General features: G+C 66.8%; 27 protein-coding genes. 20 read left to right on the top strand and 7 right to left on the bottom strand.

Features of this window, described 5'->3' with window-relative positions; all coding sequences use genetic code 11:
- Positions 1-23: 23 nt before the first annotated feature.
- Complete coding sequence (locus tag QRO95_RS04125; protein WP_032129032.1) at positions 24-428, bottom strand: hypothetical protein; 405 nt, start codon at positions 426-428, stop codon at positions 24-26.
- A 170-nt stretch (positions 429-598) separates the two neighbouring features.
- Here QRO95_RS04125 and QRO95_RS04120 point away from each other — a divergent pair, with 170 nt between their 5' ends.
- Entirely contained in the window at positions 599-2,629 is a 2,031-nt protein-coding gene (locus tag QRO95_RS04120; protein WP_285301734.1) for a M3 family metallopeptidase, read from the top strand.
- Between the two features lie 152 nt (positions 2,630-2,781).
- Here the strand turns inward: QRO95_RS04120 and QRO95_RS04115 are convergent, their stop codons facing one another.
- Together QRO95_RS04115 and QRO95_RS04110 are read right to left on the bottom strand one after the other, a co-directional pair.
- The gene (locus QRO95_RS04115) at positions 2,782-3,585 is read right to left on the bottom strand and encodes an SDR family oxidoreductase (RefSeq protein WP_285301733.1); all 804 of its coding nucleotides are present in this window, start codon (positions 3,583-3,585) and stop codon (positions 2,782-2,784) included.
- Positions 3,582-4,148 (bottom strand): DUF1415 domain-containing protein, encoded by a 567-nt coding sequence (locus tag QRO95_RS04110; protein WP_032129027.1) that lies wholly within the window; start codon positions 4,146-4,148, stop codon positions 3,582-3,584. Before QRO95_RS04110 ends, QRO95_RS04115 begins: the two co-directional genes overlap by 4 nt.
- 193 nt (positions 4,149-4,341) lie before the next feature.
- Between QRO95_RS04110 and QRO95_RS04105 the strand changes: the two genes are divergently transcribed.
- The 3 genes from QRO95_RS04105 (at position 4,342) to QRO95_RS04095 (ending at position 8,205) form a co-directional block, all read left to right on the top strand.
- Positions 4,342-5,808 (top strand): benzaldehyde dehydrogenase, encoded by a 1,467-nt coding sequence (locus QRO95_RS04105; RefSeq protein WP_032129026.1) that lies wholly within the window; start codon positions 4,342-4,344, stop codon positions 5,806-5,808.
- A gap of 17 nt (positions 5,809-5,825) precedes the next feature.
- On the top strand, positions 5,826-6,953 hold the full coding sequence (locus QRO95_RS04100; protein ID WP_049399218.1) for an NAD(P)-dependent alcohol dehydrogenase: 1,128 nt from the start codon (positions 5,826-5,828) through the stop codon (positions 6,951-6,953).
- A 157-nt stretch (positions 6,954-7,110) separates the two neighbouring features.
- Positions 7,111-8,205, top strand: a complete 1,095-nt coding sequence (locus tag QRO95_RS04095) for a helix-turn-helix domain-containing protein (protein ID WP_285301732.1) — start codon at positions 7,111-7,113, stop codon at positions 8,203-8,205.
- A 35-nt stretch (positions 8,206-8,240) separates the two neighbouring features.
- Here the strand turns inward: QRO95_RS04095 and QRO95_RS04090 are convergent, their stop codons facing one another.
- The gene (locus QRO95_RS04090) at positions 8,241-8,723 is read right to left on the bottom strand and encodes a YajQ family cyclic di-GMP-binding protein (protein WP_006471121.1); all 483 of its coding nucleotides are present in this window, start codon (positions 8,721-8,723) and stop codon (positions 8,241-8,243) included.
- Between the two features lie 216 nt (positions 8,724-8,939).
- On the opposite strand from QRO95_RS04090, the gene QRO95_RS04085 reads away from it, so the two are divergent.
- The 5 genes from QRO95_RS04085 (at position 8,940) to QRO95_RS04065 (ending at position 12,574) form a co-directional block, all read left to right on the top strand.
- Complete coding sequence (locus QRO95_RS04085) at positions 8,940-9,836, top strand: DMT family transporter (RefSeq protein WP_285301731.1); 897 nt, start codon at positions 8,940-8,942, stop codon at positions 9,834-9,836.
- Positions 9,837-10,036: 200 nt separating this feature from the next.
- A complete protein-coding gene (locus QRO95_RS04080) occupies positions 10,037-11,044 on the top strand; it encodes a methionine ABC transporter ATP-binding protein (RefSeq protein ID WP_285301730.1) in 1,008 nt (335 codons plus the stop codon).
- Positions 11,041-11,730: a methionine ABC transporter permease gene (locus QRO95_RS04075; RefSeq protein WP_032129021.1), complete on the top strand. Its 690-nt coding sequence runs from the start codon at positions 11,041-11,043 to the stop codon at positions 11,728-11,730. The genes QRO95_RS04080 and QRO95_RS04075 overlap by 4 nt, the downstream gene beginning before the upstream one ends.
- A 255-nt stretch (positions 11,731-11,985) precedes the next feature.
- Positions 11,986-12,264, top strand: a complete 279-nt coding sequence (locus QRO95_RS04070) for a type II toxin-antitoxin system RelE/ParE family toxin (protein WP_080356578.1) — start codon at positions 11,986-11,988, stop codon at positions 12,262-12,264.
- Positions 12,265-12,274: 10 nt separating this feature from the next.
- Positions 12,275-12,574 (top strand): HigA family addiction module antitoxin, encoded by a 300-nt coding sequence (locus QRO95_RS04065; RefSeq protein ID WP_049463234.1) that lies wholly within the window; start codon positions 12,275-12,277, stop codon positions 12,572-12,574.
- A gap of 40 nt (positions 12,575-12,614) precedes the next feature.
- Here the strand turns inward: QRO95_RS04065 and QRO95_RS04060 are convergent, their stop codons facing one another.
- Complete coding sequence (locus tag QRO95_RS04060; protein WP_010481371.1) at positions 12,615-13,217, bottom strand: lipocalin family protein; 603 nt, start codon at positions 13,215-13,217, stop codon at positions 12,615-12,617.
- Positions 13,218-13,344: 127 nt separating this feature from the next.
- Here QRO95_RS04060 and QRO95_RS04055 point away from each other — a divergent pair, with 127 nt between their 5' ends.
- Complete coding sequence (locus tag QRO95_RS04055; protein WP_049399225.1) at positions 13,345-13,671, top strand: hypothetical protein; 327 nt, start codon at positions 13,345-13,347, stop codon at positions 13,669-13,671.
- A 69-nt stretch (positions 13,672-13,740) separates the two neighbouring features.
- The gene (locus tag QRO95_RS04050; protein WP_197615758.1) at positions 13,741-15,837 is read left to right on the top strand and encodes a prolyl oligopeptidase family protein; all 2,097 of its coding nucleotides are present in this window, start codon (positions 13,741-13,743) and stop codon (positions 15,835-15,837) included.
- Between the two features lie 136 nt (positions 15,838-15,973).
- Here the strand turns inward: QRO95_RS04050 and QRO95_RS04045 are convergent, their stop codons facing one another.
- Positions 15,974-17,161: a pyridoxal phosphate-dependent aminotransferase gene (locus QRO95_RS04045; protein ID WP_285301728.1), complete on the bottom strand. Its 1,188-nt coding sequence runs from the start codon at positions 17,159-17,161 to the stop codon at positions 15,974-15,976.
- A 192-nt stretch (positions 17,162-17,353) separates the two neighbouring features.
- Between QRO95_RS04045 and QRO95_RS04040 the strand changes: the two genes are divergently transcribed.
- The 9 genes from QRO95_RS04040 to hslU all read left to right on the top strand — a co-directional run bounded on the left by QRO95_RS04040 (position 17,354) and on the right by hslU (position 25,198).
- Positions 17,354-19,465, top strand: a complete 2,112-nt coding sequence (locus QRO95_RS04040; RefSeq protein WP_134951027.1) for a S9 family peptidase — start codon at positions 17,354-17,356, stop codon at positions 19,463-19,465.
- Between the two features lie 54 nt (positions 19,466-19,519).
- Positions 19,520-19,945, top strand: a complete 426-nt coding sequence (locus QRO95_RS04035) for a YbaN family protein (protein WP_049399233.1) — start codon at positions 19,520-19,522, stop codon at positions 19,943-19,945.
- 82 nt (positions 19,946-20,027) lie between these two features.
- Entirely contained in the window at positions 20,028-20,300 is a 273-nt protein-coding gene (locus tag QRO95_RS04030) for an LPS translocon maturation chaperone LptM (protein ID WP_049463223.1), read from the top strand.
- Positions 20,293-21,144 (top strand): diaminopimelate epimerase, encoded by an 852-nt coding sequence (gene dapF, locus QRO95_RS04025; RefSeq protein ID WP_049399235.1) that lies wholly within the window; start codon positions 20,293-20,295, stop codon positions 21,142-21,144. Before QRO95_RS04030 ends, dapF begins: the two co-directional genes overlap by 8 nt.
- On the top strand, positions 21,141-21,815 hold the full coding sequence (locus tag QRO95_RS04020) for a DUF484 family protein (protein ID WP_032129013.1): 675 nt from the start codon (positions 21,141-21,143) through the stop codon (positions 21,813-21,815). The genes dapF and QRO95_RS04020 overlap by 4 nt, the downstream gene beginning before the upstream one ends.
- A 13-nt stretch (positions 21,816-21,828) precedes the next feature.
- Positions 21,829-22,719 carry a tyrosine recombinase XerC gene (xerC, locus tag QRO95_RS04015; RefSeq protein ID WP_032129012.1) on the top strand — a complete coding sequence of 297 codons (891 nt, stop codon included), beginning with the start codon at positions 21,829-21,831 and terminating at the stop codon, positions 22,717-22,719.
- 77 nt (positions 22,720-22,796) lie between these two features.
- Positions 22,797-22,997, top strand: coding sequence for a DUF3079 domain-containing protein (locus QRO95_RS04010; RefSeq protein ID WP_049421394.1), 201 nt, complete (start codon positions 22,797-22,799; stop codon positions 22,995-22,997).
- Positions 22,998-23,169: 172 nt separating this feature from the next.
- On the top strand, positions 23,170-23,721 hold the full coding sequence (hslV, locus tag QRO95_RS04005; protein WP_005411093.1) for an ATP-dependent protease subunit HslV: 552 nt from the start codon (positions 23,170-23,172) through the stop codon (positions 23,719-23,721).
- Positions 23,722-23,824: 103 nt separating this feature from the next.
- Entirely contained in the window at positions 23,825-25,198 is a 1,374-nt protein-coding gene (hslU, locus tag QRO95_RS04000; RefSeq protein ID WP_014038532.1) for an ATP-dependent protease ATPase subunit HslU, read from the top strand.
- Positions 25,199-25,252: 54 nt separating this feature from the next.
- Here hslU and QRO95_RS03995 read toward each other — a convergent pair whose 3' ends face one another.
- Positions 25,253-26,245 (bottom strand): Gfo/Idh/MocA family protein, encoded by a 993-nt coding sequence (locus QRO95_RS03995; RefSeq protein WP_285301759.1) that lies wholly within the window; start codon positions 26,243-26,245, stop codon positions 25,253-25,255.
- Positions 26,246-26,253: the final 8 nt, after the last annotated feature.

Here is a 26,253-nt window from a genome sequence, read left to right as displayed (position 1 = left end):
CGCAGCGGTGTGTCGTACCCCGATCAATACCCCGCCGCGGTGAACGCATCCAGCACTGCATCTCGCAGCGCATCGGGCAAGGCCTCGATGTCCATCGCGCGATCATCCAGATGCAGGCTTGGGTCCAGGATGCTGGCACGGCCCTGGGCCAGCGCCTGCAGCCACAGCAGCACGCAGATCACGAACTCGCGCTCATGGCCCAGCCGTAGCTGGCTGGCGCCACGTTCGATCACCTCGAACGGGTACCACTCCTGGGCATCGTTGAACATGCCGCCCTGCTGCAGCACTGCCTGCAGTTGCTGCAGGTGACGCGGGGCGTCGTCGCCGGCATCGCACAATGCGGCGATCCAGGTCAGTTCGGCCGGGCTGGCAGACAATGCCAGTGACCGGGCCGGTGAGGCGGATGCAACTGCAGCCAGACCTTCCATGTAGGGCCTCGTTCGGTGCGTACCGCTGCGGACTCCCCCGCAGCCAGAGCTTCAGCGCGGGACCGTAAGGCCGACGTGAATGCCGGGCCGTGCCCCCTTGTCAGCCCCGCCTGCCAGCGCCATATCTTGCATGCTGCCCGCCCGCCGGGCCCGTACCCTGGAGATCTACCGTGACCGTTGCCAACCCCCTGCTCGATTTTTCCGGCCTGCCGCGCTTCGAGGCCATCCGCCCCGAGCACGTGGCGCCGGCGCTGGACGTGCTGCTGGCCGAGGCCGAAGCCGCCGTCAGCGCGGCCGAGCAGGTGCAGCCGGTGCGCTGGGAGACCTTCGTTGCCCCGCTGGACGATGCCACCGAGCGGCTGTGGCGCGCCTGGGGCCTGGTCGGCCACCTGCAGGGCGTGGTCAACACCCCGGAACTGCGTGAGGCCTACAACAGCAACCTGCCGCGGGTGACCCGCTTCGCCAGTGCGCTGGGCCAGAACCTGGCGCTGTACCGCCAGTACCAGGCACTGGCCGCCAGCGCGGAGGCCGCGGGCTTCGACGAGGCCCAGCGCAAGGTGCTGGACAACACGCTGCGTGACTTCCGCCTTGGCGGTGCCGAGCTGGCGCCCGAGGCACAGCAGCGCTTCGCGGCGATCAAGGAGGAGCTGTCGGCACTGTCGGCGAAGTTCTCGCAGAACGTGCTCGACGCTACCGACGCGTGGTCGCTGATCATCGAGGACGAAGCGCGACTGGACGGCCTGCCGGAGGACGTGAAGGCCGCCGCGCACGCTGCGGCGGAAAAGGAGGGCAAGTCCGGCTGGAAGCTGACCCTGCAGATGCCGTGCTACCTGCCGGTGCAGACCTGGGCCGAAGACCGCGACCTGCGCGAGATCCTGTACCGCGCCAGCGCGCAGCGTGCATCCGAATTCGGCGATGACGCGCTGGACAACAGCAGCAACATCGACCGCACTCTCGCCCTGCGCGCGGAGCTGGCCGCGCTGCTCGGCTTCGCTTCGTACGGCGATTATTCGGTGGCGACCAAGATGGCGCAGGACCCGGCCGAAGTGCTGGGTTTCCTGCGCGACCTGGCCGCACGCGCCAAGCCGTTCGCCGCCAAGGATCGCGCCGAACTGGAGCAGTTCGCGCGCGAACAGTTGGGCATCGAGACACTGCAGGCCTGGGACCTGGCATTCGCCGCCGACCGCCTGAAGCAGGCGCGCTACAGCTATTCCGAGCAGGAGGTGAAGCAGTACTTCACCGAACCGAAGGTGCTGGGCGGCCTGTTCTCGGTGATCGAGCAGCTGTACGGCCTGCGCGTGCAGGAGGACAGTGCGCCGGTCTGGCATGAAGACGTGCGCTTCTTCCGCCTGGTCGATGCGCAGGGCGCACTGGTTGGCCAGTTCTACCTGGACCTGTACGCACGCGAAGGCAAGCGTGGCGGCGCGTGGATGGATGATTGCCGCAACCGTCGCGTGCGCGCCGACGGCAGCGTGCAGACCCCGCTGGTCTACCTGGTGTGCAACTTTGGCCGTGGTGCCAACGGCAAGCCGGCGACCTTCAGCCACAACGAAGTGACCACGCTATTCCATGAGATGGGCCATGGACTGCACCAGCTGCTGACCCGCATCGGCGAGCTGGGCGTGGCCGGCATCAACGGCGTGGAATGGGACGCGGTGGAGCTGCCCAGCCAGTTCATGGAGAACTTCTGCTGGGAATGGGAGCACCTGCAGGCGATGACCGCACATGTGGACAGTGGCGAGCCGCTGCCGCGCGCGCTGTACGAGCGCATGCTGGCTGCACGCAACTTCCACAGCGGCATGGCCACCGTTCGCCAGCTGGAGTTCGGCCTGTTCGACATGCTGCTGCACAGCCAGTTCGAACCGGCGCAGGACAGCGTGCTGGCACTGCTGGACCGCGTGCGCGCGGAAGTGGCCGTGAACCACCCGCCGGTCTGGAATCGCTTCCCGCACCAGTTCAGCCATATCTTCGCCGGTGGTTACGCCGCGGGTTACTACAGCTACAAGTGGGCCGAAGTGCTCAGCGCCGATGCCTACGCCGCGTTCGAGGAAGCGCCGCAGGCACTGGCTGAAACCGGTGCACGCTTCCGCGATGAGATTCTGTCGCGTGGTGGCAGCCGCCCGGCGGCGGAGAACTTCAAGGCCTTCCGCGGCCGCGCGCCGCAGATCGACGCGCTGCTGCGCCACTCGGGCATGGCGTAAGGTGTTTGGTAGGTGCCAACCTTGGTTGGCACGTTACCGTTATCCACGCATGGCGTGGATCTACCGGAATGTTCGGACATGGCGTAACGCCTTGGTTGGCGAAAAGCCCAGGCCAACCAAGGTTGGCCTCTACCGGGCGTCGCGCCTTGGGGTCATTCGGCGTAGATCATCTTCCGGGTCATGCCGCCGTCCACGATGAAGTCCTGGCCGGTGGTGAAACCGGACAGCGACGACAGCAGGTACACCGCCAGTGCACCGATGTCTTCGGGGCGGCCGACCCGGCCGACCGAGTGTTGCGCATGGTCGATGGCTGAGAATTCAGGCGCGTGGCGCCGTGAGGGTGCCTGCCACGCAGTGGTGCCGATCCAGCCGGGGCTGATGCTGTTCACCCGCACCGCCGGGCCGGCGCTGATCGCAAGTGCATGGGTGAAGGCCACCAGCCCACCCTTGGCTGCCGCGTAGGCTTCGCTGTGTGCTTCGGATTGCCAGGCGCGGGTGGAGGCGATGTTGATGATCGCACCGGCGGCGCTGGCGGTCAGTGCTGGCAACGTGTGCTTGCTGCACAGGAATGCACCGTGCAGTGACGACAGCCGGCGCTGCCACTCGTCCCAGTCCATATCCTGCAACCCCGTGCCGTGTGGACCGGCGATGCCCGCGTTGTTCACCAGTCCGTCGATACGGCCGAAACGCTGCTGGGCCACGGCGATGAAGTCGCGCACGCTGGCTTCGTCGGTGATGTCCAGGCGCTGGAACGCGGCATCCTCGCCGCGCTGCCATTCCGCCAGACACGCTTCTCCGGCCTCCACGTCCAGGTCGCCGATCAGCACGCGTCCACCGGCACCAAGTACGGCCTGGGCAATACCACGGCCGATGCCGTTGGCACCGCCGGTGACCAGCACAACCTTGCCCGACAGTGGCGCGGCCGGCCATGCGGCGATCGGCGGTACTTTGCTCACGTCAGGTCTTCGCCGCGCAGGCGGCGATGCCAGCCGTCCACACCGATGCGGTCCAGGGTCTGGATGTTGCGCTCGACGATCACGTCCGGGTCCGGATAGACATCCACCGCGCGTGCCACGCTGTCTTCGCGCAGCAGGTGCAGGGTGGGGAAGGGTGCGCGGTTGGTGTAGTTGCTGGCGTCGTCCGCGGCCACGCCATCGAACTGATAGTCCGGGTGGAAGCTGGCCACCTGCAGGATGCCCTGCAGGTCCAGTGCCTCGATCGCCGCATCGGCGTTGTCGAGGAAATCGTTGTAGTCGAGGAAATCGGTCAGCACCTGCGGATGCACGATCAGCGTCGTGTCGATCTGCTCGGCCGGCGTATCGCGCAGCAGCACCAGCTCCTCGGCCAGCTGTTCAACCAGCGCTTCCGGCGTGGTCGCATCGCTGAGCACGATGCGGACCTGGTCCTTCACGTACACCGCCTTGGCGAACGGGCACAGGTTCAGGCCGATGACGATGCGCTCCAGCCACAGGCGGGTGGCGGCGATCGGGTCATCGGTGGGCAGGTGGGAATCGGTCATGGCGGGCACGTGGGCTGGCGGGGCCGCCATTGTAGGCAGTGTGCCGGTGCTGCGCTGTCCACTGTGCAGGAACTGGACAGTGGCGAAGCTGGAAATTCCTGAAGATTCAAACCGTTGCGCGCTACCGATGGATGGCCGATTGCCAGTCCGGGGCGACGGGCGTGGAATGGATGCACGACACAGGAGGACACCCATGACTGCATCTTCCCCGTGGCTGCCGGACGCCCTCTGGGCCGGCGCCTTCTTTGATGGCCACTGGCAGGCTGCCCCGCAACGGCACCCGGTGATTGAACCGGCCACTGGCCGGGAGCTGGGCGAGATCGGCCTGGCCGACCCGGCGCAGATCGCGCGTTCGGCGGCTGCCGCGGCACAGGCGCAGCAGGCTTGGGCGGCGGCGCCCTACGAACAGCGTGCCGACGTGCTGCGCAAGGCCGCGCGTCTGGCCGAAGAGAACATCGACACCCTGGTCGAGTGGCTGGTGCGCGAAAGCGGCTCGACCCGCCTGAAGGCCGGCTTCGAGGCCAAGGTGACGATCAAGGCGCTGCACGAGGCCGCCGCACTGCCGTCGCGCAGCACGGGTGAGATCCTGCCCTCCGAGCCGGGCAAGCTGAATCTGGCGCGGCGCCGCCCGCTGGGTGTGGTCGGGGTCATTTCGCCGTTCAACTTCCCGCTCTACCTGGCGATGCGTGCGGTGGCCCCGGCGATCGCGCTGGGCAACGCTGTGGTTCTCAAGCCGGACCCGCGTACGGCAGTGTGTGGTGGCGCGGTGATCGCACGCCTGTTCGAGCAGGCGGGCCTGCCGGCAGGCGTGCTGCACATGCTGCCCGGCGATGGCGCGGCCGGGGCCGCGCTGACCAGTGACCCGCACGTGGCGATGATCCAGTTCACCGGTTCCACCGCCGCCGGGCGCAAGGTCGGCGAAGCGGCAGGCAAGCACCTGAAAAAGGTTTCGCTGGAGTTGGGTGGCAAGAATTCGTTGATCATCCTGGACGATGCGGACCTGGACCTGGCGGTGGCCAACACCGCGTGGGGCGTCTACCTGCACCAGGGCCAGATCTGCATGGCGACCGGCCGTGTGCTGGTGCACCGGAAGATCCACGACACGTTCCTGCAGAAACTGGTGGCCAAGGCCAACGCGCTGAAGGTAGGCGACCCGGCACGTGAGGACGTGGCGATCGGCCCGCTGATCAATGCCGGCCAGCGCGACCATGCTGCACGCGTGGTCGAGCAGGCGGTGCAGGCCGGTGCCACGCTGGAAGCGGGCGGCACGCACCGGGAGCTGTTCTTCGCACCCACCGTGCTCGGCAACGTTGCGGCCGACAATCCGGCCTTCAGCGAGGAGATCTTCGCGCCGGTAGCGGTGGTGGTGCCGTTCGACGATGACGACGAAGCCGTGCGCCTGGCCAACGACAGCGAGTACGGGCTGTCGATGGCGATCGTGTCCAGCAACGTCGGCCGCGCGCTGAAGATCGGCGAGCGCCTGCGTACCGGTCTGCTGCACATCAACGACCAGACCGTGAATGACGAGGTGATCAACCCCTTCGGCGGCGTCGGCGCGTCCGGCAACGGCACCAGCATCGGTGGCCCGGCCAACGGCGAGGAGTTCACCCAGTGGCAGTGGTTGACCGTCAAGGGCGAAGCGCCCGCTTACCCGATCTGATCGAAGGAGCCATCACGATGAACGACAACAACGCAACGCGTGAGATCACCGCCGCCGTGGTACGCGGCAAGGAGCAGCCCTTCGTCATCGAGCAGGCGACGCTGCGCGGTCCGCAGGACGACGAGGTGCTGGTGAAGGTGGTGGCCACCGGCCTGTGCCATACCGACCTGATCGTGCGCGATCAGTACTATCCGGTGCCGCTGCCGGCGGTGCTGGGCCATGAGGGGGCGGGCATCGTCGAAGCGGTTGGCCCGAACGTGCGCGACCTCAAGGCGGGGGATCACGTGGTGCTGACCTACGGCGCCTGTGGTCACTGCAATCCCTGCCGGGGTGGACACGGTGCTTACTGCAGGGATTTCTTCGCCCTGAACTTCGGTGGCGATGATGGCCACGGCCATACCGCGATCACCGATGCGCAGGGCCAGCCGCTGCACGATCACTTCTTCGCCCAGTCCTCGTTTGCCACCTACGCGCTGGCCCGAGAGATCAATGCGATCAAGGTGCCTGATGACGCACCACTGGAACTGCTGGGCCCGCTGGGGTGCGGCATCCAGACCGGTGCCGGTGCGGTGCTCAACTCGCTGCAGGTGCGGTCGGGCAGCAGCTTTGCAAGCTATGGTGCCGGTGCGGTGGGCCTGAGCGCGGTGATGGCGGCCAAGGTGGCCGGGGCCACCACCATCATTGCCATCGACGTGGTGCCTTCGCGCCTGGAGCTTGCTCTGGAGCTGGGGGCCACCCACGTGGTCAACAGCCGGGAGACCGATGTGGTCGAGGCGGTGCGTGCGATCACGGGTGGGGGTGCTGACTTCGCGCTGGAATCGACCGGTCGTCCGGACGTTCTGTCCGCTGGCGTCGAGGCGCTGGGTGGGCTGGGCATGATGGGCGTGGTCGGTGCGCCGAAGCTGGGCACCACCGCCAGTTTCGATGTGAACAACCTGCTGCTCGGCGGTCGCAGCATCCGCGGCATCGTCGAGGGCGACAGTGTGCCGCAGGTGTTCATTCCGCAGCTGGTGACCCTGTTCCAGCAGGGACGCTTCCCGTTCGACAAACTGGTGAAGTTCTATCCGCTGGAACAGATCAACCAGGCCGCCGAAGACAGTACCCGTGGCATTACCCTGAAGCCGGTGCTGCGCATCGCGGCGTAGTTTCCCTTGTTGGTAGTGCCGGCCGCTGGCCTGCATGGGGCAGATCCGTTTTCCATAACGGCTCTGCCCCTTTGTTTGAACGCGTCTTGAAACGGAAACGCTCCGTTGCCGAGACGTAACATGGCGTTGCCGCTGGCGGGTGTACGCTGCGTCCATGATGGCCACGACAGTCGGGCAGCAACAACTGGTGGCGGCACGTGCCGCTTTCGCCGACGGCGATGCGCGCTCATTGGGCGTGTTGCCGCTGCCGCTGCAGCAGTCATGGCTGCGTTCGCGCGCGGCGGGCCTGCAGCCGGGGCAGGAGCCGGACTATCGGCCGCTGCTGGGCGATGGCCGCCATCTGTCCCATCCCGATGACCGGCGCCTGGCGCGTTGCGTGCAGCCGGAGCTGGAACAGCTCTGGGCGGCCTTCGGTGGGCGTGGCTGGACGATGTTCTGCGCCAACTGCGACGGCATGGTGATCGCCCAGCAGGCCCACGGGCTGGAAGATGCTCCCTTGCTGCGGCCGATCCAGGTCGGGCGACAGCTGGGCGAGACCGAGATCGGCACCACCGCGCCAGCGGTCAGCCTGGCCGACGATGTGCCGGCACTGGTGCGCGGCAACGAACACTACCTGCAGCGGTTCGCGCCGGTGTTCTGCCTGAGCGAGCCACTGCACGATCTCGACGGTCGGGTCTGCGGAGTGATCGACATCACCGGTCTTGGCGAGCGCGATCCCGCGCTGCTGCAGGGCTATTTCCGGCAGGCTGCGCTGGCTAGCGAAAATCGCTTGTTCCACAGCCTCACTGACGTGCACCTGCTGGCCGTGCAACATGATCCGCGCTGGCTGGCGTCACCGCTGCAGGGGCTGCTGGCGGTGCAGGAGGATGGCCAGCTGCGTGCAGCCAACCGCGTTGCACGGCGCCTGCTGGGCCTGCCACGGCGCGGGCCGTTGCCGCTGCTGGGTCTGGAAGCGCTGTTTTCCGGTGCCAGCGCGGCGCAACGGCGTCGGCTGCTGCAACCGGGCGCAGCGCATCGGGTCCGGCTGGGCGAGGGCAGTGCGGTCTACCTGCAGCGTCTGCAGGGGCCGCGGGGCGCGACGCACCGGTCTACTGTGCGGAGCACCCCGGCAGATCCAGGCGCGCCGCTGCTGCGTGACCAGCAGCGTGAGGCCGCGCGTCGCGCGGCCCAGGCCGCTGACGGCAACCTCAGCCTGGCCGCACGCCAGTTGGGAATCTCGCGCACCACGCTGTACAAGCTGCTGCGCGATTGACCGCGTAGTCCACCGGGCAGGGCCCGGCGGGGGCATCAGTCGCGGAAGTTGTTGAACTGCAGCGGCAGCTCGAACTTGCCGGCCTTGAGCACGGCGATGGCGTCCTGCAGATCGTCGCGCTTCTTGCCCTGCACGCGCAGCTTGTCGCCGTTGATCTGGCTTTCCACCTTCAGCTTGGCGTCCTTCAGTGCCGCCGCGATCTTCTTGGCGATCTTCTGCTCGATGCCCTGCTTGACGGTGATCTTCTGCCGGGCCTGGGCCAGGTTGGTTTCGATGTCGCCGAACTCCAGGCTGAGCACGTCGATGCCGCGCGCGGCCAGGCGTGCGCGCAGGATGTCGTTCATCTGCTTGAGCTGGAACTCGGTCGGCGCAGTCTGGTTGATGACATCGCCATCGCGTTCGAACTTGGCGTCCACGCCCTTGAAGTCGAAGCGGGTGGCCAGTTCGCGGTTGGCCTGGTCGATGGCGTTGGTCAGCTCGTGGGTGTCGACTTCGGACACGACGTCGAAGGAAGGCATGGGCGAGGCTCCGCAGGATTCAGTGGTGGCCATTCTATCGTGCCGGCCTGCATGCCCGCTTTGTAGAGTCGAGCCATGCTCGACTGGCTCCCTCCCTTGTAGCGCCGAGCCATGCTCGGCGGCTTTGTGAAGAGCAGTCGAGCAAGCTCGACTCTACAAAACGGCCAGTCGAGCAAGCTCGACTCTACAAACCGGTGCTGTCGGCGATAATGGGCCATGAATGTGCAACGCTCCCCTTCGCGTGCGGTGGCCTGGATGGTCGCTGCGGTCGCCTGTTTCTCGCTGATGGATGCTGGCATGAAGCAGCTGTCGGCCAGCTATCCGACCCTGGAAGTGACCTTCCTGCGTGGTGCGGCTTCGTTGCCGTTCGTGCTGGTCTGGGTGCTGGTCAGCGCCGGCCCGCGCTCGCTGATCCCGCGCCGCTGGGGCCTGCACCTGCTGCGTGGTGGGCTGGGCATGGCGATGATCGGCTGCTTCGTGTTCGCCCTGCGTGACCTGCCGCTGTCCACCACCTACACCATCTATTTCGTTGCCCCACTGCTGATCGCCGCGCTGTCGGTGCCGTTGCTGGGTGAGCGGGTTGGCCCGCGGCGCTGGGTGGCCATCGGCATCGGCCTGGTCGGCGTGCTGGTGGTGCTGCGGCCGGGCGTGGACGGCTTCATTTCGGTGCCGGGGCTGATGGTGCTGGCCGCGGCCACTGCGTATGCCGTGGCGGCGATCACGGTCAGCCTGCTCACCCGCACCGATACCTCGCAGTCGATGGTGGTCTGGTTCCTGGTGATCATGGCCATCGGTGCCGGCCTGCTGGCCCTTCCCGGCTGGGTGCCGCTGCAGCTGGCGCATGCGCCGCTGATCGCCGGCATGGGTCTGGCTGGGGCGCTGGGCCAGATTGCCCTGACCAAGGCATTCCAGCTGGGCGAGGCGTCGATGATCGCGCCGTTGGAGTACAGCGGCCTGGTGTGGGTGATCGGCTGGGACCTGGCCTTCTGGGGCCAGCTGCCGGACAGCTATACCTGGGTGGGCGCGGCGATCATCGTCGCCTCGGGGCTGTACCTGCTGCACCGTGAGCGGGTGAACCGGCAGGAACCGCCGAAGCCGCTGGATCATCCCTGAGCCGGGGTAGTGCCGGCCGCTGGCCGGCAACTCCTTGCCTCGGAGGGATCGCTGCAGGTGCCGGCCAGCGGCCGACACTACCGGGTGCGGGCGACTTAGAACCAAAAGGAATAACATTCTGGCCCATGGCGCGGGCGCGCGACCGCTTGCGCTGGTAGGCTGCACGCCCCCTTCCGTCACCCAGCCGGTGAGCCACGCCCGTGATCGAGTTCCAGCGCCTGCACAAATCCTATGCCGTTGCCGGCCGCGCAGTCAGCGCGCTGCAGCTGCTGGACCTGACCATCGAGGCCGGTGAGGTATTCGGCATCATCGGCCATTCCGGCGCCGGCAAGTCGACCCTGATCCGCATGATCAACCGCCTGGAAGAGCCCAGCGGTGGTCGCCTGCTGATCGGTGGCGAGGATGTCACCGCACTGGATGCGGACGGCCTGCGCGCGCTGCGCCGGCGCATCGGCATGATCTTCCAGCACTTCAACCTGTTGTCTTCGCGCACGGTGGCCGGCAACGTTGCCTTCCCGCTGGAGCTGGCGGGCACGCCGAAGGCGGAGATCGATGCACGCGTGGCCGAGCTGCTGCAGACCGTGGGCCTGGAGGCGCACGCGCAGAAGTACCCGGCACAGCTGTCCGGTGGGCAGAAGCAGCGCGTCGGCATCGCCCGTGCGCTGGCGACACGCCCGCAGATCCTGCTGTGCGACGAGGCCACCAGTGCGCTGGACCCGCAGACCACCGCCTCGGTGTTGTCGCTGCTGTCGAAGATCAATCGCGAGCTGGGCCTGACCATCGTGCTGATCACCCACGAGATGGATGTGATCCGCCGTGTCTGCGACCGTGTCGCCGTGCTCGACGCCGGCCAGATGGTCGAGACCGGGCCGGTCACCCGGGTGTTCCTGCATCCGCAGCACCCGACCACGCGCCGTTTCGTCAGCGAATCGGAGCACGTGGATGAAGGCGCGCTGCATCGTGATTTCGATGCCGTCGGTGGCCGCATCGTGCGGCTGACCTTCCTCGGCGGAGACACCTACGAACCCCTGCTCGGCAGTGTCGCGCGGGAGACCGGGGTCGACTACAACATCCTGTCCGGCCGTATCGACCGGATCAAGGACACCCCGTATGGCCAGCTGGTGGTCGCCCTGGTGGGCGGTGACCAGTCCGCCGCGCAGGCCGCGTTCGTGGCTGCCGGCGTGCACGTTGAGGAGCTGCGTCGATGATCATCGCCACTGCCGGCGGATTCTTCCGCCACCTGGATGCGGGCAAGTGGGCCGACATCGGCCAGGCCACCATCGACACCCTGCTGATGCTGCTCGGTTCGCTGCCGCTGACCCTGGCCATCGGCCTGCCGCTGGGCGTGCTGCTGTACCTGTTCGGCGCGCCGCAGATGAAGCGCCGTCCGTTCGCCTACGGCGTGCTGGCGCTGGTGGTGAACCTGCTGCGCTCGGTGCCTTTCATCATCCTGATGATCGTGCTGATCCCGGTCACCCTGTTCCTGATGGGGACGTCGCTGGGGGTACGCGGTGCGATCGTGCCGCTGGTGATCGGTGCCGCGCCGTTCTACGCGCGCCTGGTCGAAACCGCACTGCGCGAAGTGGACCGTGGCGTGATCGAAGCGACCCAGTCGATGGGTGCCACCACCTGGCAGCTGGTCACCCGCGTGCTGCTGCCCGAGGCGCGCCCCGGCCTGATCGCCGGTGCGACGGTCACCACCGTGGCGCTGATCGGTTTCACCGCGATGGGCGGCGCGATTGGTTCCGGCGGCCTTGGTGACCTGGCGTTCCGCGATGGCTACCAGCGTTCGCACACCGACGTGGCCCTGGTTACCGTGGTCCTGCTGTTGGTTCTGGTGCAGCTGCTGCAGATGCTCGGCGACCGCCTGGTCGCGCATTACAGCCGCAAATGACGAGGCGCCGGGGCGCTGCCCCCGGCGTCGCCCGGTGCATCGCGGCAGCCGGCCAGCGGCCGGCTCTACCTCATTGCCTGGAAATGGCAGTGCCGGCCGCTGGCCGGCAGAACCTGCAGAACTTCGACAGTGTGCCTGTCATAGCGCCAGGCTCTGGAAGCCGCCACACCCATCAGGAATCGATATCGCCAGACTGGGACTGGCAGCACACCCCGTTCCTTGGTATGTTCCGTTCAACGTAATACGTTTTACGGAATGATCCGTTCATTCCGCTGCAAGCAGACCCGTGCCCTGTTTGAAGGAACCTGTCCACGTGCCTGGCTTTCGATCCGGCGGGCTGCCGAGCGCAAGCTGCAGCTGCTCGACTCGGCACAGACGTTGGCATTCCTGCGCAGCCCGCCCGGGAACCGACTCGAGGCGCTGTCAGGTGATCGGAGAGGGCAGTACAGCTTGCGTATCAATGACCAGTGGCGGCTGTGCTTTACCTGGACTGACAACGGTGCCGATGCCGTGGAAATTGTTGACTATCACTGAGGTGCCCGCCATGAAGCGTCCCCACAACGGCATGCGCGCCATCCATCCTGGCGAGATCCTGCGCGAAGAGTTCCTGATGCCTCTGGCGTTGAGCGTGAACGCGCTGGCAAGGGCCTTGGATGTTCCCGCAACACGGCTGCACGCCATCGTGCACGGGGAGCGCAGTATTTCGGCCGATACCGCGGCACGGCTGGCGCGACATTTTGGTGGGGATGCCGCGTCCTGGCTTGCGATGCAGGCGGCCTACGACCTCAAGACATTGCCAACGCGCAGCGAGATCGAGCGACGGGTACAGCCGCGGGCAGCGTGAATTCGGGGCGCACGGACCGAGGTCCGCGGCCACAATCCAGTCAACGCACGTTCGGTACTTCGTAGCCCAGCTTGCCGACCTGCTCCGGGTGCTGCGGCACGCGCTTGAGCTTGTCGGTGTTCACGCCGTACTCGTCACGCAGGCGCTCGGCCAGCTCCTTGTACAGGGCTTTGTCCATGTCCGGCGTACGCGAGAAGATCCAGGCCATTTCGCGGCCCGGGTAGCCGATCAGTGCCCACGAGTAATCCGGCGCTACTTCCAGCACCCTCGAATGGGTGGGCACCACGCGGTAGAACCAGGTGCGCCAGCCGTGGTTGCCACTGTCCGGGTCGACGCTGGCGCGGGCACGCACTTCCTGCAGCGGTTCGCCGAAGCCATCACGGTAGCGGTAGGTGATGCCGACCTTGTGCGCGTCGCGCAACTCGTACTCGTTGACGCTGGCGACATGGCCACGTTCGATGAAGTTCGGCACGCGGCCGATCACGTACCAGGTACCCATGAAGCGCTTCAGGTCGATCGGTGCGTCCAGGGCAGCCGCACCAGAGGCGCTGGTACGGGGCGACGGCGGCTCACTGGCGGCCACGGCGGGGCCGGCCAGGGAAAGGGCCAGCAGCGCGGCGCAGAGCGGGCGGATCGAAGTCATGCGGGAGCGGGCTCCAGTGGGCTTGCACGCGCATGGTCGACTGTGTGCACGCGATCCGTCAATGGTGTCGCAACCTGTGAGAAGGGGGTTGCCCATGCTGTGTTGCATTGTCCACCGGAGAAGCCCCATGAACGCACGTTCCGTCCGCCGCTCTGCAACTGAACGCGTCATTCTCGAGCGTGCCGACCCGCGCCTGCTGCGCAGCGTGCAGCAGCTGGCCCTGGCCGGTATGGCGCTGGTACTGGTCTGGCCGGCCGCGCGCGGCAGCAGTGCCTGGCTGGGCTGGCTACCCATGTGGCTGGTGGGCATGCCGCTGGTGGCCTGGTGGGCGTTGCTGCGCTTTCCGTTGCCGCGCCTGTCGTGGCTGCGGCTGGCGCGTCGTACCGGTGGACAGGCGCGTCGCCGTAGCGGCGGGGCGGCGCGAGGCCGTCGCGGCTCCACCGCCGCGGCCTGACCTTCGACACGGGGGCGCCCGCGGCGATCCATGCTAGCGTTCCACGGCTTATGACTGCCTGGAGCTGCAATGTCTCGACTCGCTTCCGCCTGCCTGCTGGCCGGCATGATGACCGCTGCCTCGGTGGGGACCGCCGTGGCCGCTGAAGACACCGATCGCTACGCCTGGCTCGAAGACGTCACCGGCGACAAGCCGCTGACCTGGGTCAAGGAACAGAACGCCAAGTCCGAGGCGCGCCTGGCGCAGACCCCGGCCTTCAAGCAGATGGAGACCAGCATCCGCGAGGTGCTCGACTCCGATGCCAAGATCCCCGGCGTGCAGAAGATCGGCGACTACTACTACAACTTCTGGAAGGACCAGCAGCACGAGCGCGGCCTGTGGCGGCGCACCACCCTGGCCGAGTACCGCAAGGCCTCGCCGCAGTGGGAAACCGTGCTCGACCTGGATGCGCTGAACAAGGCCGAGGGTGAGAACTGGGTCTGGCACGGCGCCGATTGCCTGCGCCCGGATTACAGCCGCTGCCTGATCGCGCTGTCGCGCGGTGGCGCCGACGCCGACGTCACCCGTGAGTTCGACCTGGCCAACAAGACCTGGATCAAGGACGGCTTCTTCCGTCCCGAGTCCAAGGGCGGCCTCAACTGGGTCGACCGCGACACCGTGTTCGTCTACACCGACTTCGGTGCGGGCTCGATGACCACCTCCGGCTACCCGCGCGTGGCCAAGCTGTGGAAGCGCGGCACGCCGATGACCTCGGCCACCGTGGTGTACGAAGGCAAGCCGGAGGACATGTACATCGCGGCGATGCACGATGACACCCCGGGCTTCGAGCGCAACCTGGTCAGCCGCACGCTGGCGTTCTACAACAACGAGCTCTACCTGCGTGGCGACGATGGCACGCTGACCAAGATCGACGCGCCGAACTCGGCCGAGAAGGGCCTGCACAAACAGTGGCTGACCCTGGAACTGCGCGATCCGTGGACCGTGGGCGGCAAGACCTACGCGTCCGGTTCGCTGCTGGCCACCAAGCTGGATGACTACCTGGCCGGCAAGCGCGACTTCGAGGTGCTGTTCACCCCGACCGCGACCACCTCGCTGGCCGGCGCCACCTGGACCAAGAGCCACCTGGTGCTGAACGTGCTGGATGACGTCAAGAACCGCCTGTCGGTGCTGACCCCGGGCGCCGATGGCTGGCAGACCAGCCGCTTCGTCGGCGCGCCGGCCTTTGGCACGCTGGCGGTGGGCGCAGTGGACAGCAACGACAGCGATGCGGTGTGGCTGACCGCCACCGACTACCTGACCCCGACCACGCTGGCTCTGGCCGAGATCGGCCAGGCGCCGGAAACGTTGAAGACCATGCCGGCCTTCTTCGATGCCAAGGGCAAGGTGATCGAGCAGCACTTCGCCACCAGCAAGGATGGCACCCGCGTGCCGTACTTCGTGGTGCACGACAAGGCAATGAAGCTGGACGGATCCAACCCGACCCTGCTGTACGGCTATGGTGGCTTCGAGATCTCGCTGACCCCGAATTACTCAGGTGGCATGGGCCGCGCCTGGCTGGAGAAAGGCGGTGTGTACGTGGTCGCCAACATCCGTGGTGGTGGCGAGTACGGCCCGCGCTGGCACCAGGCCGCGCTGAAGCAGAACCGTCACAAGGCCTATGAAGACATGGCTGCGGTGGCGCGCGATCTGGTCAAGCGCAAGATCACCAGTGCCAAGCACCTGGGCGTCCAAGGTGGCAGCAACGGTGGCCTGCTGACCGGCAACATGCTGACCCAGTACCCGGAGCTGTTCGGTGCAGTGGTGGTGCAGGTGCCGCTGCTGGACATGAAGCGCTACAGCCACCTGTTGGCCGGTGCCTCGTGGATGGCCGAGTACGGCAACCCGGATACCAGCGACTGGGAGTTCATCAAGACCTTCTCGCCGTATCATCTGTTCAACGAGAAGAAGAACTACCCGCCGGTGCTGTTCACCACCTCCACCCGCGATGACCGCGTGCACCCGGGTCATGCCCGCAAGATGGCGGCGAAGATGATCGACGCCGGCAAGGACGTGACCTACTACGAGAACATCGAAGGTGGCCACGGCGGCGCAGCCAACAACGCGCAGGCCGCACACATGTCCGCACTGGCCTACAGCTTCCTGTGGGAGCGGTTGGGCGGCAAGTAAGCAGAACGGAAAACGCCGCCCCAGGGCGGCGTTTTTCGTTGGGTTCACGTATCCACGCATGGCGTGGATCTACCTACGTATCGTGCGCTGGGTCAATAGATCCACGCCATGCGTGGATGCCGTTCGCGCAGATCGATCAGGCGCCCCAGCTCTTCAACCCGCGTGCAATCCGCGCCACCGCCTCCTGCAGCCGCGGCACTTCCTGGGTATAGGCCAGGCGCACATGCTGGTTGGCGCGATGGAAACCGAAATCCAGCCCCGGGGTGAACGCCACGTGCTCGGTTTCCAGGAAGTGCGCACAGAACGCCTGCGCGTCATCGGTGAACGCGCTGACGTCGGCGTACAGGTAGAACGCACCCTGCGGTTCCACTTCGATGCGGAAACCCAGCTCGCGCAACGCGGGCAGCAGGAAATCACGGCGCTGGCGGAACGCCTCGCGGCGCTGTTCGAAGATCGCCATCGATTCCTCGCTGAAGCAGGCCAGTGCGGCGTGCTGGGCGATGCTTGAGGCGCTGATGTACAGGTTCTGCGCCAGCTTTTCCAGGTCCGGCACCGCCGCCGGCGGCGCCACCAGCCAACCCAGCCGCCAGCCGGTCATGCCGAAATATTTGGAGAAGCTGTTCAGCACGAACGCGCTGTCATCCACCTGCAGCACGCTGGGTGCATCCAGGCCGTAGGTCAGGCCGTGGTAGATCTCGTCCACCACCAGATGGCCGCCACGCGCGTGCAGGACCTGCGACAGTGCCGCCAGTTCGTCGGCGGACAGCACGGTGCCGGTCGGATTGGCGGGGGAGGCCACCAGTGCGCCGACGCTGTCGGCATTCCAGTGCTGTTCCACCAGCGACGGTGTGAGCTGGTAAGCGGTGTCCGGGCCGACCGGCACCAGCTGTGCACCGCCTTCCACCAGGCGCAGGAAATGACGGTTGCAGGGGTAGCCGGGGTCGGCCAGCAGCCAGTGGCGGCCGGGGTCGACCAGCAGGCTGCTGGCCAGCAGCAGCGCACCGGAGCCGCCGGGAGTGACCAGGATGCGTTCGGGATCGATATCCAGCCCGTAGTGGCTGCGATAGAAGCCACTGATCGCCTGGCGCAGGGCCGGCAGGCCACGTGCGGCGGTGTAGCGGGTATGGCCGGCGGCCAATGCGGCCTGGCCGGCACGCACGACCGGTTCGGCCGTGGTGAAGTCCGGTTCGCCGATTTCCAGGTGGATCACATCGTGGCCCGCCTGTTCCAGCGCCTGCGCGCGGGCCAGCAGGGACATCACGTGGAACGGAGCGATTTCATGGCTGCGCCGGCTGTAGCCCGGCGTGTGGGGCGGGGTACTCATGTGCCCATGGTACGCCGCGCGTCCTGGTCGTGCCGGCCGCTGGCCGGCAATCACCCGCCTCTGTTTATCCCGGGGTTGCCGGCCAGCGGCCAGCACGACCCATGACGATCCGCAGGGTTGCCCGCAACCCTCCTGCAACCCAGACTCGAGCACAAGGACGCCATTGCATTGCGGCTCAAGGAGCCTTATCTCATGAAATCCACCCTCTGCCTGTTGCTTGCGAGCCTGATGACCACCACTGCCACCGCCGCCACGCCGCCCGTTCCGCCGGATGCCGCCAAGCATCCGCATGTGGTCAAGGCGCCGTTCGGCGCGACCCGCAACGACGACTATTACTGGCTGCGCGACGACAAGCGCGAGAACAAGGACATGCTGGCCTACCTGCAGGCCGAGAATGCCTACGCCGACCAGTTGCTGGCGCCGCTGAAGCCGCTGGAAGACACCCTGTACAAGGAGATCGTCGGCCGCATCAAGCAGGACGATTCCAGTGTGCCGGCACGCGAGCGTGGCTACTGGTACTACAGCCGCTTCGAGACCGGCCAGGACTACCCGATCCACGCACGCCGCAAGGGCAGCATGGATGCCGCCGAGGAAATCCTGCTGGACGTCAACACGATGGCCGCCGGCAAGGGCTACTTCAGCGTCGGCTCGATGGAAGTCAGCCAGGACAACCAGCTGCTGGCCTGGGCCGATGACGATGTCGGTCGCCGCCAGTACACCATCCGCTTCAAGGACCTGGCTACCGGCAAGGTGCTGCCCGATGTGATCACCGGCAGCTCCGGCGACCTGGTCTGGGCCGACGACAACCGCACCGTGCTGTATGTCGAGAACGATCCGGAAACGCTGCTGACCGTACGCGTGAAGAAGCACGTGCTGGGCACCCCGGCCAGTGCCGACACCGTCGTCTACGAAGAGAAGGACGACAGCTTCTACATGGGCATCGGCCGCACCCGCGACGATCGCTTCATCACCATCGGCGTGCACAGCACTGTGTCCTCGGAAGAGCGCTACGCGCCGGCCAGCGACCCGACCACGTTCACCGTACTGGCGCCGCGCCAGCGCGATGTGGAGTACGACGCTGACCACTACGACGGCCGCTGGGTGATCCGCACCAACGACGGTGCGAAGAACTTCAAGCTGGTCACCGCACCGACCGATGCGACCTCGCGCGCACAGTGGAAGGACTGGATCGCGCATGACGATGCGGTGTTCATCGAAGGCTTCGAGCTGTTCGATGCGTACACCGCCATCGCCGAACGTTCCGAGGGCCTGGAACGCATCCGCCTGCTGTTCAAGGATGGCCGCAGCGACTACGTGAAGGCCGATGAGCCGGCGTACTCGATGGGCCTGGGCGACAACACCGAGGCCGATACGCCGTGGCTGCGCTACGTCTACACCTCGATGACCACCCCCACCACCGTGTTCGAGCTGAACACCGCCACCGGCGAGCGTCGCCAGCTGAAGGTGCAGCCGGTGATCGGCTATGACGCGTCGAAGTACGAAACCGATCGTGTCTGGATCACCGCACGCGATGGCGTGAAGGTGCCGGTGTCGCTGGTCTACCGCAAGGGCTACCAGAAGGACGGCAAGGGCGCGCTGTTCCAGTACGCCTATGGCAGCTACGGCATGTCGATGGATCCGTACTTCAACCAGACCGCGGTGAGCCTGCTCGATCGTGGCGTGGTGTATGCCATCGCCCATATCCGTGGCGGCCAGGAGATGGGCCGCGACTGGTACGAGAACGGCAAACTGCTGCACAAGCAGAACACCTTCAACGACTTCATCGACGTCACCCGCGGCCTGGTCGCACAGGGCTGGGCGGCGAAGGATCGCGTCGCCGCGTCCGGCGGCAGCGCCGGTGGCCTGCTGATGGGCGCCGTGGCCAACCAGGCGCCGCAGGACTACCGGGTGATGGTGGCGCAGGTACCGTTTGTCGACGTGGTCACCACCATGCTCGACCCGACCATTCCGCTGACCACCAACGAATACGACGAGTGGGGCAACCCCGAGCAGAAGCAGTATTACGACTACATGCTGTCCTACTCGCCCTACGACAACGTGAAGCAGCAGGCGTACCCGGCGCTGTTCGTGGGCACCGGCCTGTGGGATTCGCAGGTGCAGTACTGGGAGCCGGCCAAGTGGGTGGCCAAGCTGCGTGACGACAACACCGGCCATTACCCGATCCTGTTCCGCACCAACATGGAAGCCGGCCACGGCGGCAAGTCGGGGCGCTTCCAGCGCTACCGTGAACTGTCCGAGTCGTACGCGTTCGTGCTGCAGCAGCTGGGCATCGCCCAGCCGTAATGGTGCAGGGGTGCCGGGCGTTGCCTGGCATCCCGAACCGGTATCCTTGCGGCCATGAGCCAGCCCGACCCCTCCGCATCCCGCGATGCTGCCACGCCACCGCGCGTGGTGCGTTTCCGCTGGGCGTGGTGGCTGCTGGCCTACGTCAGCCTGGGCACCGGTATCGTCGGCATCTTCGTGCCGGGCCTTCCCACCACCGTATTCATCCTGATCTCGGCCTGGGCTGCCTCGCGTGGTTCCGAGCGCCTGCACAACTGGCTGCTGCAGCACCCGCGCTTCGGCCCGGCCATTGCCAACTGGCAGGCACACGGGGCGGTCAGCCGCTACGGCAAGTGGATGGCCACGATCACCATGGCAGTGTGCGCCGGCATCATGCTGTGGTGCGTGCCGATCGCCTGGGTGAAGTGGTTCTCGATCGGCAGCATGACCGTGGTGGCGATCTGGCTGTGGACCCGGCCGCTGCCGCCGCCTGCAGATTGAACGCCTGCGGTGGTGCCGGCCGCTGGCCGGCAACCCGATCCCCTGCACCAACCGCTCAGCCGCCAATGGCTATACTCGGGGCATGAAGATCCCCCATCGAAACGCCATCCTGATTCCGCTGGCAGCGGCCTCGCTGCTGCTCCTCGCCGCTTGCGGCAACAAGGGCCCGCTGGTACTGCCGCAGAAGCCGGTGCCGGTGGAAGAAACCGTCGAACCGGTTGCCGAGCCCGCTACTGAAGCGACCCCGGCGCAGACCGAAGGCAGCGCCACGCCGGCCACGACCGTGGACCCGGCTGCACCGACCACGCAACCGGCGCCTGCACCTGCGAAGAAGGTGGGCGGCGGGAATGAGTAAGGCCGGTTCCAAGGCGCTGCGCTTCAGCAAGATGCATGGCGCGGGCAATGATTTCGTAGTGATCGACCTGCGTGACGGCACTGCGCCGCCCACGCCTGAACTGGCCGCGCGCCTGGCCGACCGCCACACCGGCGTCGGCTGCGATCAGATCCTGACTATCGAAGCGCCGCGCGCGGAAGGCTCGGTGGCGTCGTACCGCATCTGGAATGCCGACGGTTCCAACTCCGAGCAGTGCGGCAACGGCGCGCGCTGCATCGCGGCCTGGCTGGTGCGTGAGGGCAGTGCGCAGGGGGATCAGTTCGTCATCGACAGCCCGCTGGCCAGTCATGAGGTGAAGGCCCTGGGCGATGGCCAGTTCGCGGTGACCATGGGCGTGCCTGCGTTCGAGCCGGTCAACGTGCCGCTGGTGGGCTTCGCCCATGCACGCGAGGAGTACCTGCTGCCGTTGCAGGGCGAGAGCATACGCTTCGCCGCGGTGTCGATGGGCAATCCGCACGCGGTGATCGAAGTGGGCCTGATCGATGCAGCACCGGTCGAGCGCGTCGGTTCGCTGCTGCAGCAGCATGCCTCGTTCCCGCGCTCGGTGAACGTGGGTTTTGCCCAGGTGATGGGCCCGGCGCATGCACGTCTGCGTGTGAATGAACGTGGCGTCGGCGAAACCCTGGCCTGCGGCAGCGGCGCCTGCGCCGCTGCGGTGACCCTGATGCAGCGTGGCCGCCTGCAGCGCGATGCGCGCATCAGCCTGCCCGGGGGTGACCTGCGCATCCAGTGGCCGGGCGATGGCCAGCCGGTGGTGATGGCCGGCCCGACCGCATTCGTCTTCGAAGGGGAGTGGATCGCATGACCGAAACCGTCGACAAGCTCGGGGCCCATGAAGTCGCTGCGTGGTTGCGGCGACATCCCGGCTTCCTCAAGCAGTTCCCGGACCTGGCCCTGACCCTGGTGGTGCCACGCGACGACGGCCCGACCGCGTCGCTGGCCAGCTACCAGCTGGAAGTGCTGCGCGAGAAGAACCGCGAGCTGGCACGACGGTTGGCCGATCTGGGTGCCACCGCCCAGGTCAATGAACGCCTGGCAGTGCGCACGCATCAGCTGACCCTGGCGCTGATGAAGCAGGACAACGCCGCCGACACCCTGCGTGCGATGGCTGCCTCGCTGCAGGAAGATTTCGCCGGCGACCTGGTGCGATTGGTGGTGCATACACCGGTGGCCGGGCTGGAACAGGCCGACTGGCTGCAGGTGATCGCCGCCGATGATGCGCAGCTGGGCCCGTTCCGCGACTGCCTGAAGGACGGCGAGCCGATCTGCGGCCGCCTGCAGCCGGAAAAGAACGCCGTGCTGTACGGGGTGCGCAGTGAGGAAGTGCAGACCACCGCACTGTTGCCGCTGCCGGGCGTGGGCCTGATCGCGGTCGGCAGCCACGATCCGAACCGCTTCTACCCGGGCATGGGCACGCTGTTCCTGCGCATGATGGGTGATGCCCTGGCCACCGGCCTGAAGCGCTTCCCGGGCTGAGCAGGACACGACGATGAGCGCGGTTCAGGCTTTCCTGCAGCACCTGCAGGTGGAGCGGCGGATGTCGGCGCATACGCTCGATGCCTACCGCCGTGACCTGGACGCGTTGTCGGTCTGGGCCGAGCCGCGCGGTGTTGCGGTGGACGCACTCGATGCCGAGGCGCTGCGCCAGTTCGTTGCCGACGAGCACCGCAGAGGCCTGTCAGCCAAGAGCCTGCAGCGCCGCTTGTCGGCCTGCCGCAGCTTCTACGCCTGGCTGTTGAAGCATGGACGCATCGAGGTCAGCCCGGCGGCGACGCTGAAGGCGCCGCGTGCGCCGCGCCGGTTGCCGCAGGTGCTTGACGCCGACGAAGCCGTGCAGCTGGTCGAGCTGGAACCGGAAGGTGAGCTCGGCCGCCGTGACCGCGCGCTGCTGGAACTGTTCTATTCCTCTGGCCTGCGCCTGAGCGAAGTCTGCGCGCTGACCTGGCGGGATCTGGATTTCGACAGCGGCCTGGTCAACGTGCTGGGCAAGGGCAACCGCCAGCGCCGGGTACCGTTCGGCCGGCCGGCGCGCGAAGCACTGCAGGCGTGGCGTGCGGAAAGCGGCGGCGGCCCGGCCTCGCCGGTGTTTCCCGGCCGCAACGGACCGATCAGCCAACGCGCGGTGCAGATCCGCATCCGCCAGCTGGCGCAGCGCCAGGGCCTGTTCAAGCACGTGCACCCGCACATGCTGCGTCACAGTTTCGCCAGCCACATCCTGGAATCGTCCGGCGACCTGCGCGGTGTGCAGGAACTGCTTGGCCATGCCGACATCGCAACCACCCAGATCTACACCCACCTTGATTTCCAGCACCTGGCCAAGGTCTACGACGCCGCGCATCCACGTGCGAAGCGTCGCAGCAAGGACGACAAGGCTGAATAGACCGCCCTTGATCTGGATCAGGGCAGGGCGGGCGCTACCGGCGCATCGTGGCCGCAGGCCACGAGGAACCCGCCACCATGGCGAAGCCCATTCCGCTGCACCCCAGGCATCCCGAGCGCATCTGCTGGGGCTGCGACCGCTACTGCGCGGCTGACGCGCTGGCCTGCGGCAATGGCTCCGGCCGCACCCAGCACCCGATCGAGACGCAGGGTGAAGACTGGTACCTCGCCTGGGGCATCGAGCCGAATCCGGACCGGCCGTCGCAGGCCAAGCGCTGAACGGCAGGCGTTCCACGTTCGGGCGGCGGGGGCCGCGCGCATTGCGATGCGCTCGTTAAAAGGGCGCCCTCTTCCCATGGGGCGCCGCCAAGCGCTGAACGGCAGCCATCCGCACAGGCTTGATCGCACCCGGCGCTGTCCCCATGTCCCGGGAACAGCTATCGGAGGCCGCATGGACCCCAGTCAGAATCCCAACGTTTTCCACGCCACCACCATCGTCTGCGTCCGTCGCGGCGAGCACGTGGCCATTGCCGGCGACGGCCAGGTCACGCTGGGCCACACCGTGATGAAGGGCAATGCGCGCAAGGTGCGCCGCCTCGGCCGAGACGGTCAGGTGCTGGCCGGCTTCGCCGGTGCCGCCGCCGATGCCTTCACCCTGTTCGAGCTGTTCGAGGCCAAGCTGGAAAAGCACGGCCAGCTGCAGCGCGCTGCGGTCGAACTGGCCAAGGATTGGCGCACCGAGCGCCGCCTCGGCAAGCTCGAGGCCCTGCTGGCAGTGGCCGACAAGGAAACCTCGCTGATCATCAGCGGCACCGGTGATGTGATCGAGCCGGAGGACGGCATCATCGCCATCGGTTCCGGTGGTTCCTATGCACTGTCGGCCGCGCGCGCACTGATGGCGCACACCGAACTGGATGCGCGCACCATTGCCAGCGAAGCGATCGGCATTGCCGGCGACATCTGCATCTACACCAACCGCAACGTGGTGGTCGAGGAGCTGTGAGGGGCGTGCCGGCCGCTGGCCGGCAACCTCATGATCCCCCGCACGCGTGCCTGGTTGCCGGCCAGTGGCCGGCACTACCGACAATGAATCCGTGAGCACATCCATGTCGAAGATCGAAGTTTCCTCCGCCACCATGACCCCGCGCGAGATCGTGCAGGAACTGGACCGGCATATCGTGGGCCAGCACGACGCCAAGCGCGCCGTGGCCATTGCCCTGCGCAACCGCTGGCGCCGCATGCAGCTGGTGCCCGAGCTGCGCAATGAAGTGATGCCGAAGAACATCCTGATGATCGGCCCGACCGGCGTCGGCAAGACCGAGATCGCGCGTCGACTGGCCACCCTGGCCAACGCGCCGTTCGTCAAGGTTGAAGCCACCCGCTTCACCGAAGTCGGCTACGTCGGCAAGGACGTTGAGCAGATCATCCGCGACCTGGCCGATACCGCGGTCAAGCTGTACCGCGAACAGGCCAAGGTGCGCGTGCGTACCCAGGCCGAAGAACGCGCCGAAGACCGCATCCTCGATGCGCTGCTGCCGCGCCGAAGCGGTGGCATCGGCTTCGATCCGGAAGTCGCCCGTAACGAACCGTCGGCGCAGGACAACGAGACCCGCATCAAGTTCCGCAAGATGCTGCGCAACGGTGAGCTGGACGAACGCGAGATCGAGCTCGACCTGGCTGCCAACGTCAGCATGGACATCATGACCCCGCCGGGCATGGAGGAAATGGGCCAGCAGCTGAAGTCGATGTTCGCCAACCTCGGCGGCGGCGCCAAGGCGCACAAGCGCACGCTGACCATCAAGGCCGCGCGTCCGCTGCTGATCGAGGAAGAAGCCGGCAAGCTGGTCAACGAGGACGACATCCGCACTGCCGCGATCGAGGCCTGCGAGCAGCACGGCATCGTCTTCATCGACGAGATCGACAAGGTTGCCAAGCGTGGTGACAACGTGGGTGGTGGCGACGTCTCGCGCGAAGGCGTGCAGCGCGACCTGCTGCCGCTGGTGGAAGGCTCCAACGTGTCGACCAAGTACGGCACGATCAAGACCGACCACATCCTGTTCATTGCTTCGGGCGCGTTCCACCTGGCCAAGCCCAGCGATCTGATTCCGGAGCTGCAGGGCCGCTTCCCGATCCGCGTGGAGCTGGGTGCGCTGAGCAAGGGTGATTTCGTGCGTATCCTGACCGAGCCGAAGGCCGCGCTGACCAAGCAGTACGAAGCGCTGCTGGCCACCGAAGGCGTCAAGGTCAGCTTCACTGCCGATGCTATTGATCGTCTGGCCGAGATCGCCTTCCAGGTGAACGAGCGCCAGGAGAACATCGGTGCCCGTCGCCTGCACACCGTACTGGAGCGCCTGTTGGATTCGCTCAGCTACGAGGCACCGGACCGCGACGGCGAAACCCTGGCCATCGATAGTGCTTATGTCGATGCGCACCTGGGTGAGCTGGTGCAGGACCCGGACCTGAGCCGCTACATCCTGTAATGCCCGACGCTGCAAAGCAGGAGGCCGCCGAAAGGCGGCCTTCTGCTTTGGCAGTCAGCGCGAGTGCCGTGTGCGGTAGGCCTGCAGCACCTGGTCGATCACCGCACTGGTGCGGGCGGCGCTGATGCCGTTCGATGGCGAGTGGCCGTTGCCGCGCAGCTCGTCCACCAGAGTGGCGATCAACGGCTGCTGGATCGACGGCGGGTTCGGGATGTCGAACGCCTGCACGCCCGCTTCCGTCTCCAGAACCACCGGAACGTCCTCGAAGGTGGCAAAGCGCAGTTGTCCGCGATCGCCGGTGATTTCGATTTCATCCTGGCGGCGGAACGCGCAGAAACTCCATTGCGCGATGCCGTGCGCCCCCGTCCCGGTGCGGAAGCACATCGAGACGCTGTCCTCGGCGGCGTAGGCGCCGGTCAACGAGCTGGCCAGGCCACGCACATCGCTCAGCGGCCCCAGCAGATGATCCAGTAGGTCCAGGGTGTGCGAGCCCAGATCGACGAACAGCCCGCCGCCGGCGATCGCCGGGTTGGTCCGCCAGAAGTCCGGCGATGCAGCCTTCGCCGAATGCGGCCGGTGCAGGGTGGCGCGCACGCTGCGCGGCGTGCCGATCGTGCCGCTGTCCAGCAGCTGCTTCACCTGCGCGAAGCGGGGCAGGGCGCGACGGTAGTAGGCCACGAACACCGGCACGCCACTGCGCGCGCTGGCCTCCAGCACGCGTTCGCATTCCGCGTGATCCATGGCCATCGGCTTTTCGATGTAGACCGGCTTGCCCGCGGCAATCGCCTGCAACGCGTAGTGCATGTGCGTGGAGGGCGGCGTCGCAACGTAGATCGCGTTCACTTCCGGGTCGGCGATGAGTGCATCGGCGTCCGCGTACCAGCGGGGAATCGCATGGCGCCGCGCATAATCCTCGGCCAACGCCGCATTGCGGCGCATGACCGCCGCCACCCGTGAGCCCGGCGTGTTGGCCAGGGCCGGGCCGCTCTTCTTCTCGGTGACGCTGCCGCAGCCGCTGAAGCCCCATACCACGTTGTCCCGGATCATCACGATGC

Origin of the sequence: Stenotrophomonas maltophilia group sp. Smal13 (genome assembly GCF_030236855.1) — a bacterium.
GTDB classification, from domain to species: Bacteria; Pseudomonadota; Gammaproteobacteria; order Xanthomonadales; family Xanthomonadaceae; genus Stenotrophomonas; species Stenotrophomonas maltophilia_A.
The sequence above is the reverse complement of the archived record's forward strand: the minus strand, read 5'-3'. Positions and strand labels throughout refer to the sequence as shown.